At 69.8% G+C, this 14,612-nt stretch carries 12 protein-coding genes; 6 read left to right on the top strand and 6 right to left on the bottom strand.

The annotated features are described in order from the left end of the window. The first annotated feature begins 50 nt into the window (after nt 1-50). The 6 genes from ASE79_RS11155 to ASE79_RS11130 are packed head-to-tail and all read left to right on the top strand — an operon-like array spanning nt 51 to nt 6,681. Nucleotides 51-503, top strand: coding sequence for a MarR family winged helix-turn-helix transcriptional regulator (locus ASE79_RS11155; RefSeq protein WP_056416242.1), 453 nt, complete (start codon nt 51-53; stop codon nt 501-503). Next, nucleotides 500-2,542, top strand: coding sequence for an FUSC family protein (locus tag ASE79_RS11150; protein WP_056416239.1), 2,043 nt, complete (start codon nt 500-502; stop codon nt 2,540-2,542). The genes ASE79_RS11155 and ASE79_RS11150 overlap by 4 nt, the downstream gene beginning before the upstream one ends. Further along, entirely contained in the window at nt 2,539-2,745 is a 207-nt protein-coding gene (locus ASE79_RS11145; protein WP_056416237.1) for a DUF1656 domain-containing protein, read from the top strand. Before ASE79_RS11150 ends, ASE79_RS11145 begins: the two co-directional genes overlap by 4 nt. Beyond that, nucleotides 2,742-3,641 carry an efflux RND transporter periplasmic adaptor subunit gene (locus ASE79_RS11140; protein ID WP_056416234.1) on the top strand — a complete coding sequence of 300 codons (900 nt, stop codon included), beginning with the start codon at nt 2,742-2,744 and terminating at the stop codon, nt 3,639-3,641. Before ASE79_RS11145 ends, ASE79_RS11140 begins: the two co-directional genes overlap by 4 nt. Beyond that, the gene (locus ASE79_RS11135) at nt 3,641-5,185 is read left to right on the top strand and encodes an efflux transporter outer membrane subunit (protein WP_082445257.1); all 1,545 of its coding nucleotides are present in this window, start codon (nt 3,641-3,643) and stop codon (nt 5,183-5,185) included. The genes ASE79_RS11140 and ASE79_RS11135 overlap by 1 nt, the downstream gene beginning before the upstream one ends. Beyond that, nucleotides 5,182-6,681, top strand: a complete 1,500-nt coding sequence (locus ASE79_RS11130) for a DHA2 family efflux MFS transporter permease subunit (RefSeq protein ID WP_156359660.1) — start codon at nt 5,182-5,184, stop codon at nt 6,679-6,681. The genes ASE79_RS11135 and ASE79_RS11130 overlap by 4 nt, the downstream gene beginning before the upstream one ends. A 98-nt stretch (nt 6,682-6,779) precedes the next feature. Here ASE79_RS11130 and mdoH read toward each other — a convergent pair whose 3' ends face one another. From mdoH to kdpC, 6 genes are all read right to left on the bottom strand, one after another. Beyond that, nucleotides 6,780-8,591, bottom strand: a complete 1,812-nt coding sequence (gene mdoH / locus ASE79_RS11125) for a glucans biosynthesis glucosyltransferase MdoH (protein WP_235516883.1) — start codon at nt 8,589-8,591, stop codon at nt 6,780-6,782. Beyond that, nucleotides 8,591-10,084, bottom strand: a complete 1,494-nt coding sequence (locus ASE79_RS11120; RefSeq protein ID WP_056416229.1) for a glucan biosynthesis protein — start codon at nt 10,082-10,084, stop codon at nt 8,591-8,593. Before ASE79_RS11120 ends, mdoH begins: the two co-directional genes overlap by 1 nt. 90 nt (nt 10,085-10,174) lie before the next feature. After that, nucleotides 10,175-10,420: a hypothetical protein gene (locus ASE79_RS11115; RefSeq protein ID WP_056416226.1), complete on the bottom strand. Its 246-nt coding sequence runs from the start codon at nt 10,418-10,420 to the stop codon at nt 10,175-10,177. Between the two features lie 196 nt (nt 10,421-10,616). Continuing rightward, nucleotides 10,617-11,306 (bottom strand): response regulator transcription factor, encoded by a 690-nt coding sequence (locus tag ASE79_RS11110; RefSeq protein ID WP_056416223.1) that lies wholly within the window; start codon nt 11,304-11,306, stop codon nt 10,617-10,619. Beyond that, entirely contained in the window at nt 11,303-13,960 is a 2,658-nt protein-coding gene (locus ASE79_RS11105) for a sensor histidine kinase (RefSeq protein ID WP_056416220.1), read from the bottom strand. The genes ASE79_RS11110 and ASE79_RS11105 overlap by 4 nt, the downstream gene beginning before the upstream one ends. After that, nucleotides 13,957-14,553, bottom strand: coding sequence for a potassium-transporting ATPase subunit KdpC (gene kdpC, locus ASE79_RS11100; protein WP_056416216.1), 597 nt, complete (start codon nt 14,551-14,553; stop codon nt 13,957-13,959). The genes ASE79_RS11105 and kdpC overlap by 4 nt, the downstream gene beginning before the upstream one ends. Nucleotides 14,554-14,612: the final 59 nt, after the last annotated feature.

Raw genomic sequence — 14,612 nt, 5'->3', positions numbered from 1 at the left:
GAATCGATTCCGCATTGCAGCATAAGTAAACGCCATTACTTAGCACGCTAATGACTTCTCCCCGCCGTTCGCTCGAATCCTCCTATGCGCGCACGCTCCTGCCGCTCGCCAAGATGTGGCGACGGGCGGCGGATCGCGCGCTCAGCGACATGAACGTGTCCGCGTCGATCGGGTGGGCGCTGGTGCAGGTCAGCCGGCTCGGCGACGACATCCGCCAGACCGACCTGGCGAGCGAGCTCGACGTGACGCAGGCCTCGCTGGTCCGGTCGATCGACCAGATGACCGCAGCCGGGCTCGTCGAGCGCCGCCGCGACCCGGCGGATGCCCGTGTCAGCCGGATCCGCCTCACCACGCATGGCCGCACGCTGGTGACGACGATCGAGGCGAAGTTCGGCACCTTGCGGCACGAGATGCTCGACGGTGTGACGGACGACGATCTGGCCGTCGCGCTGCGCGTCGCGGAGCAGCTCGCGGCGCGGTTCGCGGCGGATCGCGCACGATGATCCTCGCCCGGTTCGGCGCGAAGGAAGCGCTCTTCTCCGTCAAATGCCTGATCGCGGCGATGCTGGCCTATTATATCGCGCTGCGGATCGGGCTGACCCGGCCCTATTGGGCGGTGACGACGTCGTACATCGTCGCGCAGCCGCTCGCAGGTGCGGTGCTGTCGAAGGCGGTGTTCCGCGTCGCGGGAACGGTGCTCGGCGCGGTCGCCGCGGTGGTGCTGGTGCCCAACCTGGTCAACGCGCCCGAACTGCTGTCGCTCGGCCTCGCACTGTGGCTCGGCGTGTGCCTCTATATCTCGCTGCTCGACCGGACCCCGCGCGCCTATGTCTTCCTGCTGGCCGGCTATACCGCGAGCATCATCGGGTTTCCCTCGGTCGCGGCGCCGGGCGCGGTGTTCACGACGGCGGCGTTGCGCGTGCAGGAGATCACGATCGGCATCCTGTGCGGGAGCCTGATCCATGGGTTCGTCTTTCCGCAGACCGTCACCGCCGCGTTGCTCGGGCGGATCGACGCGATCCTGGCGGATGCCGAACGCTGGTCGCGCGATTCGCTCGCCGGGGCGTCCGATACCAAGCTCGACCGCGACCGCCGCCGGCTCGCGCTCGACATCAACGAGCTGCACCAGCTCTCCATCCATCTGCCGTTCGACACCGCGCGGTTGCTGCCGCGCGTGCGGACGCTGCGTGCGCTCCAGGCCGAGCTGTCGATGCTGTTGCCGCTGGCCAGCGCGGTCGACGACCGGATCGTCGAGCTAACTCGCGGCGCCGACGCGCCCCGCCCCGAGGCGCTCGCGCTGATCGAGGACGTCCGCGAATGGCTGCGCGACCCGCCGCAGACCGAGCGGCGCGGCGCGAGCGCGGAGGCGCTGATCGCCCGCGCCCACGCGCTGGAGCCGCCCGTCGGCGACGGCCTGATCTGGCGCGACGCGTTGCGGCTCAGCCTGCTGGCGCGGCTCGCCGAACTGATCGACGCGCATCGCAACGCGCGCGACCTGCGCGACCAGATGCGCTCGCCGTCGCGCTCCCCCGTCACCCCCGCCGTCGCGCGCCTGCTCGCGCGCACCGCCAAGCGCCCGCTCCACCGCGATCGCGGCATCGCGCTCCGGGCGGCGGCGGGCACGATCATGACGATCCTGCTGGGCTGCGCGTTCTGGATCGGCACGGGCTGGGCGGACGGTGCCGGCGCGGTGCTGATCGCCGGCGTGTGCTGCGCGCTGTTCGGCAACAGCGACGACCCGGCGCCGGCGATCATGGCGTTCTTCTACGGTACGATCATCGGCCTCGTCGTCTCGGCGGTCTATGCGTTCGCGATCCTGCCGCGCGTGACCGATTTCGTGACGCTGGCGGCGGTGCTGGCGCCACCGATGCTGATCGGCGGCATGTTCCTCGCGCGGCCGGCGACTCTGCTGGTGACGCTGGGCGCGTTGCTCGGCGGGCTCAACACGGTCGGGCTGAACGACCGGTTCGGCGGCGGCTTCGATAGCTTCGTTAATGGCGGCATCTCGCAGTTGATCGGGACGCTGTTCGCGGTCATCACCGTCGGCCTGTTCCAGACGATCGGCGCGGATACCAGCGCGCGGCGGCTGATCCGCGCGGGCTGGCGCGAACTGGCGACGCGCAGCGACTCGCCCGGACGACCCGATGCCGCGGGCTGGGTCGCGCGGATGCTCGACCGGATCGGCCTGCTCGCGCCGCGCCTCGCGCTGCAGGGCGAGGATCCGGGCAAGCCGCTGCTCGATGCGCTGACCGACCTGCGCGTCGGCGTCTCGGTCGGCGAGCTGCGCCAGTTGCGGCTCGACGGTACGCCGGACGAGGCCGCGATGATCTCGCCGGTCCTGCGCGGTATCGGCGCGCATTACCGGGCGCTGCGGCCCAACGAGCCCGCGCCGCCCGAACCCGAGCTGCTCGCCGGGATCGACACCGCGATGGCGGGGTTCGCGACCTCTGCGCCCGATCGCCACCGGACCGGTATCCTCGCGCTCACCTCGCTGCGGCGCAACCTCTTCCCCTCGGCCCACGCCTATGGACGCCCTGCATGACCGGTGAAATCTCGATCGGCGGCGTCTACCTGCCGAGCATCCTCCTGCTCGCGATCGCCGCGGTGCTGCTGACCGCGATCGCCACCCGGCTGCTCGCCTTTGCCGGATTCTACCGCGCGGTGACGTATCGGCCGCTCGTCGATCTCGCGCTCTTCTTCCTCATCCTCGGGCTGCTTGCCCTGCTGACCGGACCTCCCGCATGACCGCCCGCCTGAAATCGCTGCTCGCCCCGCTTGGCCGTTCCGCCGTCACGATTGTCATCGTCGCGCTCGCGGTGCTGGTCGCCCTCTGGCTGTGGAAGCGGTACGAGACCGATCCCTGGACGCGCGACGGGCATATCCGCGCCGATATCGTCCGCGTGACCCCCGATGTCGCCGGCCTCGTCACGCGCGTCGCGGTGCACGACAACCAGGCGGTGAAGCCCGGCGACGTGCTGTTCGTCGTCGATCGCCCGCGGTTCGAACTGACGCTGGCGCAGTCGGACGCGTCGATCGCGAGCGCGCGCGCGACTCTGCTCCAGGCGCGGCGCGAGGCACAGCGCGACCTGGCGCTGGGCGATCTGGTCGCCAAGGAAACGCACGAGCAGAATGTCGCGCGCGTCGCCACCGCGTCGGCCGCGCTTGCGCAGGCGCAAAGCGCGCGCTCGACCGCCGCGCTCAACCTTGCGCGCACGACGGTGCGCGCGACGGTGCACGGGATCGTCACCAACCTCGATCTCCACCCCGGCGACTATATCGCGACGGGCGCGCAGGCGATGGCGCTGGTCGACACCGATTCGCTGCGCGTCGAGGGCTATTTCGAGGAAACCAAGCTCGGCAGCATCCATCTCGGCGACCCGGTCCTGGTGCATTTGATGGGCGAACCGCAGGCGCTGCAGGGTCGGGTCGACAGCATCGCCGCGGGGATCAACGACAGCGAGCGGACGAACACGACGAACCTGCTGCCCAACGTCAACCCGACGTTCAACTGGGTCCGCCTCGCGCAACGCATCCCGGTGCGCGTGAAGCTGACGCGGGTTCCCAAGGGCACGCAGCTGATCGTCGGCCGGACGGCGACGGTCACGGTGCAGCCCAAGGTCCAGCCGGGGGCGGCGACATGATGCGCACGCGTTCCGCCTCTCCCTTGCTAGTCCGTCATCCTGACGAAAGTCAGGATCCAGGGTTACGAGCGACGCCGTTTGCGGCTCTGGATCCTGACTTTCGTCAGGATGACGGAGGGGGTGGGGTTGCCCCCGCCCTCAAGCGTCGCGGTATCGCCGCGAGCATCCTCGCGCTCGGCCTCGCCGCCTGCACCACCGCCGGCCCCAACTACGCGCGCCCCGACACCGCCGTCGTCAACCGCCCCGCCGCGCAGGGCAAATTCGACAGCGGCACCGAAAAGGTCTTCGTCGACACGCCGCTCCCCGATCACTGGTGGCAACTCTACGGCGATCCCCGCCTCGACGGGTTCGTGACCGAAGCGCTGACCGCCAACACCGATCTGCGCGCCGCCGATGCGAACCTGCGCCGCGCCGATGCGGTCGTCGCCGAGGTCGCCGCGGGGCGGACGCTGTCGACCGTGCTCGGCGGCGGCACGTCGCTCGACCGGCCCTATACGAGCGGCGGCAACTTGCCCGGTACGCTCGACTACAATCTCGGCATCACGCTCGCCTACCCGCTCGACCTGTCCGGCCGTATCCGCCGCGGGATCGAGGCGGCGCAAGGCGATGCCGAGGCAGTCGCTGCCGCGCGCGACACGGTCCGCGTGACCGTCGCCGCCGAGACCGCGCGCAGCTATGCCGCGGCGTGCACCGCGAACATGGTGCTCGCCGCGAACAACCGCGTGCTCGCGCTGCAACGCCAGACGCTGGGAGTGACGCAACGCCTGCAACGCGGCGGCCGCGGCACCGCCTTCGACGTGACCCGCGCGCGCACCGCGGTCGACCAGAGCGAGGCGCTGATCCCCGCGCAGATCGCCACGCGCACCGCCGCGCTGTACCGGCTCGCCACGCTGATGGGCCGCACCCCCGCGGACTATCCGAAGGACGTCGCGACGTGCGCCAGGCCGCCCGCTCTCACCCGTCCGCTGCCGATCGGTGACGGCAGCGCGCTGATCCGCCGCCGCCCCGACATCCGCGGCGCCGAACGCACGCTGGCCGCCGCCACCGCGCGGATCGGCGTTGCGACCGCCAACCTGTATCCGCAGGTCAGCCTGGGCGGCTCGGCAGGCTTCACCGGCCCCGTGTCGTCGCTTGGCTCGGGCAACGCGTTCCATGTCGGGCTCGGGCCGCTGATCAGCTGGAGCTTCCCCAATCGACCGGTCGTCCGCGCACAGATCGCGCAGGCGGGCGCCAGTGCCGACCAGGCGCTCGCGCAGTTCGATTCGACCACGCTCGAGGCGTTGCGCCAGACCGAGACCGCGCTGTCCGCCTATGCGCGCGAAGGCGACCGCAACGCGGCGCTGCGCCGCGCGCAGTCCAGCGCCGCGCGCGCCGCGGATCAGGCGGGGACGCTCTACCGCTTCGGCCGCACCGATTTCCTGTCGCTGCTGACCGCGCAGGCCGCGCTCACCACCGCACAGGCGAACCTCGCCGCCTCCGATGCGCTGCTCGTCGATCGCCAGGTTGACGTCTTCAAGGCGCTGGGCGGGGGGTGGCAGGCATGAGGCTGCGTCGGCGCGGGCTGGCGTCGATCAACAGCGAGATCCGCGACGGCATCATGCCCGCCGCCGACACCATCGCGCGCGTCGCCAAGGACCCGGACGCGCGACCGCATACGCCCAGCAACTACCGGATCACCGCACTGATCATCGCCTGCGCGCTGTTCATGGAGCAGATGGATTCGACCGTGCTGGCGACCGCGCTGCCGACCATGGCGCGCGATTTCGGCGTGCCCGCGACCAGCATGAGTTCCGCGCTGACCTCGTATCTGCTGGCGCTCGCGATCTTCATCCCGGCGAGCGGACGCTTGGCGGACCGGTTCGGCTCGCGCACCATCTTCCGCGCGGCGATCCTGATCTTCGTCGGCGGATCGATGCTGTGTGGTCAGGCGACTAGCCTGCCGTTCATGATGGGCGCGCGCTTCCTCCAAGGCTTGGGCGGCGCGATGATGATCCCGATCGGCCGCCTCGTCCTGCTGCGCAGCGTCGCCAAGGAGGACATGGTCCAGGCGATGTCGTGGCTGATCATGCCCGCGCTGATCGGCCCGATCCTGGGGCCCCCGGTCGGCGGCGCGATCGTCACCTATCTCGACTGGCGCTGGATCTTCTATCTGAACGTGCCCATCGGGCTGCTCGGCGTCGTGCTGGTGACTCGCTTCATCGGCGAGGTCCGCGAGGATCGGCCAGCGAAGTTCGACGTGCCCGGGTTCATCCTGTCCGGCGTGTCGCTCGGCTGCCTGTTGTTCGGGTTCGAGATGACCAGCCGCACCGGCGAACTATCGCGCGCGATCGCGCTGATCGCGGTCGGGCTCGTCGCCGGCGTCGCCTATATTCGTCACGCCAAGCGGCGCAGCGACCCGATCCTCGACCTGTCGCTGATGCGGATCCCGACCTTCCGCCTGTCGGTGATCGGCGGATCGCTGACCCGCATCACGCAGGGCGCGCAGCCGTTCCTGCTGCCGATGATGCTCCAATTGGGCTTCGGCATGACCGCGGCGGCGAGCGGCGCGATCACGATCGCCGGTGCGATCGGCTCGCTCGCGATGAAGAGCCTGGCGCCGCGCGTGCTGCGCCGCTTCGGGTTCCGCAACAGCCTGATCGTCGGCGGCCTGTGCGCCAGCTCGGGCTATGCCGTCGCCGGGCTGTTCCGCCCCGACTGGCCGGTCCCGGCGATCTTCGGCGTGCTGATGCTCTCGGGCTTCTTCATGTCGTTCCAGTTCTCGGCGTACAACACGATCGCCTATGACGAGATCCCGTCGTCGCGGATGAGCAGCGCGACCAGCTTCTACGCGACGTTCCAGCAGCTGATGCTGTCGCTCGGCATCTGCGTCGGCGCGGCGTCGCTGCATGTCGGGATGCTCGGCACGGGCGCGACGCGGCCAGCACTGACCGACTTCACGCTGGCGTTCCTGGTGGTGACGGCGGTGTCGGCGTCGGCAACGATCTGGAACCGCCGGTTCGCCAAGGATGCGGGGGCGCAGTTGAGCGGGCACAAGGCCTGACACCCCCTCCGTCATCCTGACGAAAGTCAGGACCCAGAGCCAGGAACGACACCGCATTTTACCCTGGATCCTGACGTTCGTCAGGATGACGTGGGGCGTTAGAGTGCCGTGGGGGCCGGCAGCGACGGCCGCGACAACACCGACACATGCTCGCCGGGCTCGACGAACATCCCGTGCGACGACGCCCACCGCCCCGCCTTCTCGCTCGCGGTCAGCATCGTCAGGAACGGGCTGAGCAACAGTCCCAGCGTCACCGGCGCAAGCCAGGCCGCGGTGACCGGCGCGAACGGCGTCACCAGCAACAGCGCCACGCCCACCCCGACATGCCAGCGATAGCGCGGCATCACATCCGCCAGCGACAGCTCATGCGCATCGCGGTTCTGCGGCGCCCAGCCGGACTTGCGCCCCATCAGGATCCCGACCAGATCGATCGTCTGCGTCAGCGCGATCACCGGCGCGGACAGCATCGAGAACGGCACGTCGATCAGCACCGACCGGACGATCCCACGCCGTCCGCCGAACCCCGCCCGCCGCTCGGCATTCGAGAATGCCCAGATCACGCTCAGCAGCTTGGGCCCGAACAGCAGCAACAACGTCACCGCCAGCACCTGCAGCGAGGTCTGCGCCTCGACGATGTTGCGCTCGCCGATCAGCGCCTGCACGACGCTCGTCGCGATCATCAGCAGCCACACCGGCGAGGTGATGAACGCCGATGCGCCCATCAGCAGTTGCAGCCGGCTGACCCAGTGGAACCCCGACGCGCCGAGCAAGCTCAGATGCTGGATATTGCCCTGCGCCCAGCGCCGGTCGCGCACCGCCGCGTCGATCAGAGTCGGCGGATATTCCTCGAACGTCTCCTCGGTCATCAGCATGTGGACGCGCCAGCCGCGCCGACGCAGCAGCGCCGCCTCGACCATGTCGTGGCTCATGATGACGCCGCCGAACGGTGCGCGGCCCGGGAGATCGGGCAACCCGCAGCTGCTCGCGAACGCCTCGATCCGGATCAGCGCGTTATGCCCCCAGAAGGTCGCCTCCGACCCAGACCACCAGACGAGGCCCGCGGTCGAGATCGGACCGTACAACCGGCTCGCGAACTGCATCCACCGCTGGAAGAACGTCACGCCGTTGATCACCGCGGGCACGGTCTGGAGCAACGCCACCGCAGGCCGGCGTTCGAGCACCTGCGCCATGCCAATGATCGTGTTGCCGCCCATCAGGCTGTCCGCATCGAGCATCAGCATATAGCGATAGCCGCCGCCGAACCGCCGGATCCACTCCGCGACGTTGCCCGGCTTGCGCCCGACGTTCACCGTGCGGCGCCGGTAATAAAGCGCGCAGTCGATCGTCGGTGCGAGCGCCTGCCACGCGGCGACCTCGGACGCTTCCGCCGCTTCGCCCGAGTCGCTCAGGATGAAGATGTCGAACCGATCGGCGACACCACCCGCCGCGATAGCGCGCGCCATCCACGCGATCCGCTCGAACACCGCCGCGATATCTTCGTTGTGGACCGGCATCAGGATCGCGGTGCGGCCCTCGAGCGGTTCGGACTGGCGTGGCGTGGGCACGAACCCCGGATGCCCGCCCGTCATCAACAGCACGAAACCGATCGCGGCGTTCATGAAGCCGAACGCGATCCACGCGAACAGCGGGAAGAACAGCGCGAGCAGCGCGCCGTCCCACAGGCTGAGCCCGTCGGCGAGCAGCGATTCCTGCACCGCCGACGAGGCCGCGGTCGCGAGCAGCCCGGTCATCAGCACGAGGATGATCCGGCGCGCCAGCATGTCGTCGGACGACACGACCATCCCCGGCCCAGATTCAGGCGCGGTCCAGGGCGGTGGCGGCCCGTCGAACCGCTGCGGCGGCATCTCGATCGGCGATTCGCCGGGCATCATGGCCGAGGTCGCCTGCATCAAAAGATCGGGATCAGGACGGTTTCGCTGAGCGCGCGACCACCGCGCGTGAGGAACAGCCGGACGTCGGCAGGGCCCTGCGCATCGGGCGCGATGTCCGCGGTAATCCGCCAGCGGTTCTTCTGGCCGACGACCGGATAGGCCGCACTCGCCAGTACCTTGCCGCGGACGACATCGATCTTGGGCGTGACGCCGCTCTGCCGATCGAGGCCCGCAAGCCCGTCGCCGAGGAAATCGACCACGAGCTTCCTTGCGCCCTTCACCGGCTCCGCCCCCGGTCGTCCGGCGATGCCCTGCCAGCAATCGACGACATGCGCCGCACTCGCGACCGCGGTCGGATCAGTCGATCGCCACGACAAAGTATAGTCGAACTGCAACCGCTGGCCCGCCTTGGCAGGCACCGCCGGCGTCCAGAACGAGACGATATTGTCGACCGTCTCACTGTTGGTCGGGAACGCATAGAGCATCACCGCGCCCTTGCCCCAGTCGCCCTGCGGCTGGACCCAGAGATTGGGCCGGCGATCGTAGAACGCGCCGTCATCCTGGTAATGATCGAAATTGCGGTCGCGCTGGATAAGCCCGAAGCCCTTGGGCGCCTGGTCGGCGAAGCTGTCGAGCGTCTCGTGCGGCGGGTTGTTGAGCGGCCGCCAGATGCGTTCGCCCGCGCCGGTGAGCAGCGCGAGACCGTCCGAGTCATGGATCTCGGGACGCCAGTCGACCGCGGCGGCGCGGTTGCCCTCGCCGTACCAGAACATGCTGGTGGCGGGCGCGATGCCGAGCCGCTCGATGTCGCGGCGGACGTTGAGGACGCTGGACACGCGCTGCTCGACGCCGCCCCCCGCGACGTGCCGCGATTCGAACCGGTACGCGCCGGTGACGCTCGCGCCGTCCATCAGCGCGTAGATCGTGTAGGCGTCGGCGCCGGTGCGCTCGATCCAGAATTCGGTGAAGTCGGGGAATTCCTCGCGACCGGGAAGCCCCGTGTTGATCGCAAGGCCACGCGCGGACAGGCCGTACTGGTCCTGCGCGCCGGCGGTACGGAAATAGGAGGCGCCCTGGAACGCCATCCAGTCGCTGGTCCCGCCCGGCGCCATCGCGCGGAAGCCGGCGATGCCCAGCGCGGCGGCATGGCCCTCCTCCGCCTCGAACAGGTCGCGCGCAAAGTCGATGCGGCGCGCCTGCCCGCCCTCGACGACGTTGATCGCGACGGGCGTGGGGGCGTAGCGGCCGAGCGGGAACAGGCGGATACCGCCAGCCAGCGTCTTGTCGGCACGGAAGCGGATGCTGCCCACCTTGTCGTAATCGATCGCGGCGGCCGCGGTGACCTTGGCGGGCGCGCTGTACGGCTTTGTGGCCAGCGTCGCGGCGCGTTGCTGGAGCGCCTCCCACGAGAACGGGGTCGCCTTGCCGGGCGCTGTCCGCATCGCCGCGGCGGCCTGCGGGAGGACACCCAACAGACCCAGCGCGGTCATCACTTCGCGTCGACCGATCATGCGGAACGCTCCCTTGTCGTCATTATGCTGCAACGCGGTAGCATAAGGCCGTCGCGCGCGCGCGTCGACAGGTCCCGCCCCGGGCGCGCCCTATCGCTCGACGCGGCGCCAGCGCGCGCTGATCCGGACCCGGTCGTGGATATGCCCGCCGACGACCACCAGCATCGCACCGGCACTCGCGCAGAGGAAGCCGATCATCGCGAGCAGCAGCGCAAGCACGCCGTTCGCCGGATGCAGACCCGCGAGCGCGTGGATCGCGGTGACGGCGATCACCAGCGACAGGACGCCGCCCGCGCGCAGGCTGAGATCGGTACGGAGGCGGGAGGCGTCGGTCATGCGACACCCCAGCTATCGACCGTCGCATAAGCGTTCGAGATCGATATCGCGGGGGCACCATAGTCTTCGCATAGTGCGTGACATCGTCATCCCGACGCTTGGCGCAGGCCACGAGCCCACGCCCCCTTGTCCTCCCGCGAAGGCGGGAGCCCAGTCTGGGTCCCCGCCTTCGCGGGGACACATGCTGTTGGTCGACTCAGGCGTCGACGAGCAGCCGGTAGCCGACGCCGAGTTCGTTCGCGATCACGCTGCCGACACCGCCTGCGCCTTCAAGCTTCTGCCGCAGGTTGCGCACGACGATGCGGAGATATTCGATCCGCCGGTCATGGTCCGTCGGCCACGCCGCCTCCAGGATCCGCTGGTGAGTCACGACCCGGCCCGGATGCGCCGCGAGTGCCGACAGCACGTCATACTCCTTGCGGGTCAGGTGCGCCTCCTCCTCCCCGCGCCGCACCAGCCGGTGCTCGAAATCGATCTCCACGCCGTGCGCGCGCAAAATCGTCGGGCGCGCCGTCGCCTCGCCGCGCCCGCGCAACGCCACGCGCAGCCGCGCGAGCAGCTCCTCGGTATCGAACGGCTTGGTGACGTAATCCTCGGCGCCGAGATCGAGTGCGGCGACCTTCTGGTCGGTCGCCTCGCGCGCCGACACGACCAGCACGATCGGATCGCCGAGCTTCTTCAACAGCGGCACGAGCTCCAGGCCGTCGCGATCGGGCAGCCCGAGATCGAGCAGCACCGCGGTCAACGGCCGGCTGCCCGCAATCCGCAGCGCCTCGCGCGCGTCGACCGCCTCCTCGACGCCGTACCCCGCCCGCTCCAGCGTGTTGCGCAGCAGCCGCCGGATATGCAGCTCGTCGTCGACGATCAAGATGGTCTGTCCGCTCACACATTCGCTCCATCGGTCTCGCGGACGAGCAGGTCCTTGGGAAAGCACAGCGAGAACCGTGCGCCGGGCCGGTCTTCGCGGTTGCCGGCCTCGACCCCCATCCCCATCGCTTCGGCGAACGCCTTGACGATCGCAAGCCCCAGCCCGGTCCCGCCGATCGCGCGGTCGGAGCCTTCGAGGCGGCGGAACGTCTCGAACACCTCCTTCTCGCGGCCGGGTGGCAGACCAGGCCCCTGGTCGATCACCGACAGCCGGAGCATCCCGAAACGATGCTCGGCGCGCACCACGACCGGCGTGCCCGGGTCGGCATAGCGCCCGGCATTGTCGAGCAGGTTGAGCAGGCAGTGGTGGAGCAGCTGCGGATCGATGCGGACCAGCGGCAGGTTCGGCGCGACGTCGAGGTCGATCGCATGCCCCTCGAGCACGCGCTTGGTATCGTGGACCGCGCCGGCGACCGCATCGGTCAGGTCGGTCGGCTCGAGCCGCAGCCGGAGCGCGCCCGCCTCGACCCGCGCCATGTCGAGCAGATTGCCGACGAACCGGTTGAGCCGCGCCGCCTCGCTCTCGATCGTGGCGATCAGTTCGGGGGTGACGCCGCGGTGCAGTTCCGCCGCCGCCGCCATCACCGAGGTCAGCGGCGTGCGCAGGTCGTGGCTGACCGACGACAGCAAAGCCTGCCGCAACCGATCGCGTTCGCGCACCGCATCGACGTCGCGCATCTCGACCTCCAGCCGCGCGCGTTCGAGCACCAGCGACGCCTGATCGACCAGGCTCATCAGCAGCGGCAGCTGGTCCGACCGCACCGGATCGCCGCCGACGTCGCGCGCGAGGCCGAGTACCGCCAGCGTGCGCTCGCCCGATCGGAGCGGCTGGAAGAACCATTCCGATGCCGCCAGCGTCCCCGACCCGCGTCCCGCCGGCGCGCCATTGTCATACGCCCATTGCGCGGCGGCCATCTCCATCGTCTCGAGCCGGTAGTCCGCGCCGTTCGCCGCCTGCACCGCAAGGCCCGGGTCTTCGGCGACGAGGATCACCGCGCGCACGTCGAACAGCCGCCCGATCTCCTCGCAGATCGCGCGGGCGAGCGCGACGGGCTCGTTCAGCGACGTCATCTGCCGCAGGAACCCGGCGAGCGCGGCGTTGGTGCGTGCGCTGGCCGCGGCGATGTCGGCCTGCGCGCGGACCCGCGAGGTGAGCTGGCTCGTCACGAACGCGATGCCGAGCAGCACGAGGATCGAGATCACGTTTTCCGGGTTGCTGATCGTCAGCGTGCCGGTCGGCGGCAGGAAGAAGAAATTGTACGCGACCGACGAGGCGATCCCCGCGAACAGCCCCGTGCGCAGGCCGAACAGGCTGGCCGCCGCCATCACCGGAAGCAGGTACAGCAGCGCGACGTTGCCGAGGTTGAGGATGTGGAACAGCGCGCTGGCCACGCCGGTGACGCCCGCCACCATCGCCGTCGTCCAGGCGTAACCCGCCTTGCTGCCCCAGCCGCCGACATGTCTCCGCCGGCCCCGCGTGGTGCCCCCCTCCATCGGCAGGACATGCACCGCGATCCCCGGCGTCTCGCGGACCATCTGGTCGACGACCGAGCCGTGGCGCATCTCGAACCAGCGCGACCGGGTCGACTTGCCGACCACCAGCTGCGTCGCGCGCGCCTCGGTCGTGAAGGTCTTGAGGCCGTCGACCACCGAGGCCGCGGGGACGGTCGCGACGTCGCCGCCGAGCTGCGTCGCGAGGTTGAACACGCCGGCGAGCTGGCGATGCTCGGCCTCGCCGAAACCCTGCGCGCGCGGCGTCTCGATATATACCGCGGTCCAGGGCGCGTGCATCGCATCGGCGATCCGCTTGGTCGCGCGGACGAGGCCGAGCGCGCCGGGCAATTCGCTAATCGCGACGACGATCCGCTCGCCCCCCGCCCAGGTGCCGCCGACGCCGAGCGCGCGGACATGTTCGAGCATCTGCGCATCGACCGCCTGCGCCGCACGTCGCAGCGCGAGTTCGCGCAGCGCGGACAGGTTCGACTTCGAGAAGAAATGCGCCAGCGCGCGCGTCGCCTCCTGCGGCAGATAGACCTTGCCCGCCTTCAGCCGCTCGATCAGCTCGTCGGGCGGGATGTCGACGACCTCGATCTCGGCCGCCTCGACGATGCTGTCGGGGACGGTTTCGCGGACTCGCACGCGCGTGAACGACGCGACGACGTCGTTGAGGCTCTCGATATGCTGGATGTTGATCGTCGAATAGACGTCGATGCCCGCGGCCAGCAGCTCCTCGACATCCTGATAGCGTTTGGGGTGGCGGCTGCCGGGCGCGTTGGTATGCGCGAGTTCGTCGACCAGGACGAGCGTCGGCGCGCGCGCGAGGATCGCGTCGAGATCCATCTCGTCGAGCGTCCGCCCCTCATAGGGGATCGGCTTGCGCGGCACGATCTCATGCCCGCGGGTGAGCGCTTCGGTTTCGACGCGGCCATGCGTCTCGACCACGCCGATGACGATGTCGACGCCGGCGCGACGGCGTTCGGCGCCTTCGGAGAGCATCTCGAAGGTCTTGCCGACCCCGGGCGCGGCGCCGAGGAAGATCTTCAGACGGCCGCGACCCTCCTGCGACGCCTGTCGGAGAAGGGCCTCGGGCGATGGTCGCGTGTCGTCGTTCAACGCGCGCCCGTTGCGTGCGGCCCGGTTGCGTCGAGGGCGCGGTTGAGCGCCAGGACGTTGACGCGCGGTTCGCCGAGGATTCCGAACAGCGCGCCGTCGACATTGGCGGCCACCAGCGCGCGGACCTTGTCGGCAGCCACGCCACGGACGCGGGCGACGCGCGCGACCTGCGCATAGGCCGAGGCGGGCGACAGGTCGGGGTCTAGCCCCGACCCCGACGCGGTGGCGAGATCGGCGGGCAACGGCCCGGTCACACCTTCCGCGCGACGCTTGGCGACATCGGCCTTGGTCCGATCGACGAGCGCCTGGCTGGTCGGCCCAAGGTTCGACCCCGACGAGGCGAGCCCGTCATAGCCCTTGCCGGCCGCCGAAGGGCGAGTCTGAAAATAGCGATCGGTGGTGAACGCCTGCCCGACCACGGTCGAGCCGATCGCCTTGCCGTCGGCGACGACGAGGCTGCCGTTCGCCTGGGTCGGGAAAATCGCCTGTCCGATGCCGGTCATCGCGAGGGGATAGACGATCCCGAGCAGCAGCGCGAACAGGATCGTCATGACGAACGCAGGGCGAAGGGCGGAGGTAAGATCGGATGTCATTCTGTCGTCTCCATGTGTCCCCGCGAAGGCGGGGACCCAGTCTGGGCTCCCGCCTTCGC

It is taken from the genome of Sphingomonas sp. Leaf28, from assembly GCF_001421685.1.
Taxonomy (GTDB): Bacteria; Pseudomonadota; Alphaproteobacteria; order Sphingomonadales; family Sphingomonadaceae; genus Sphingomonas; species Sphingomonas aurantiaca.
This window is presented reverse-complemented; position numbering and strand designations above follow the sequence as displayed.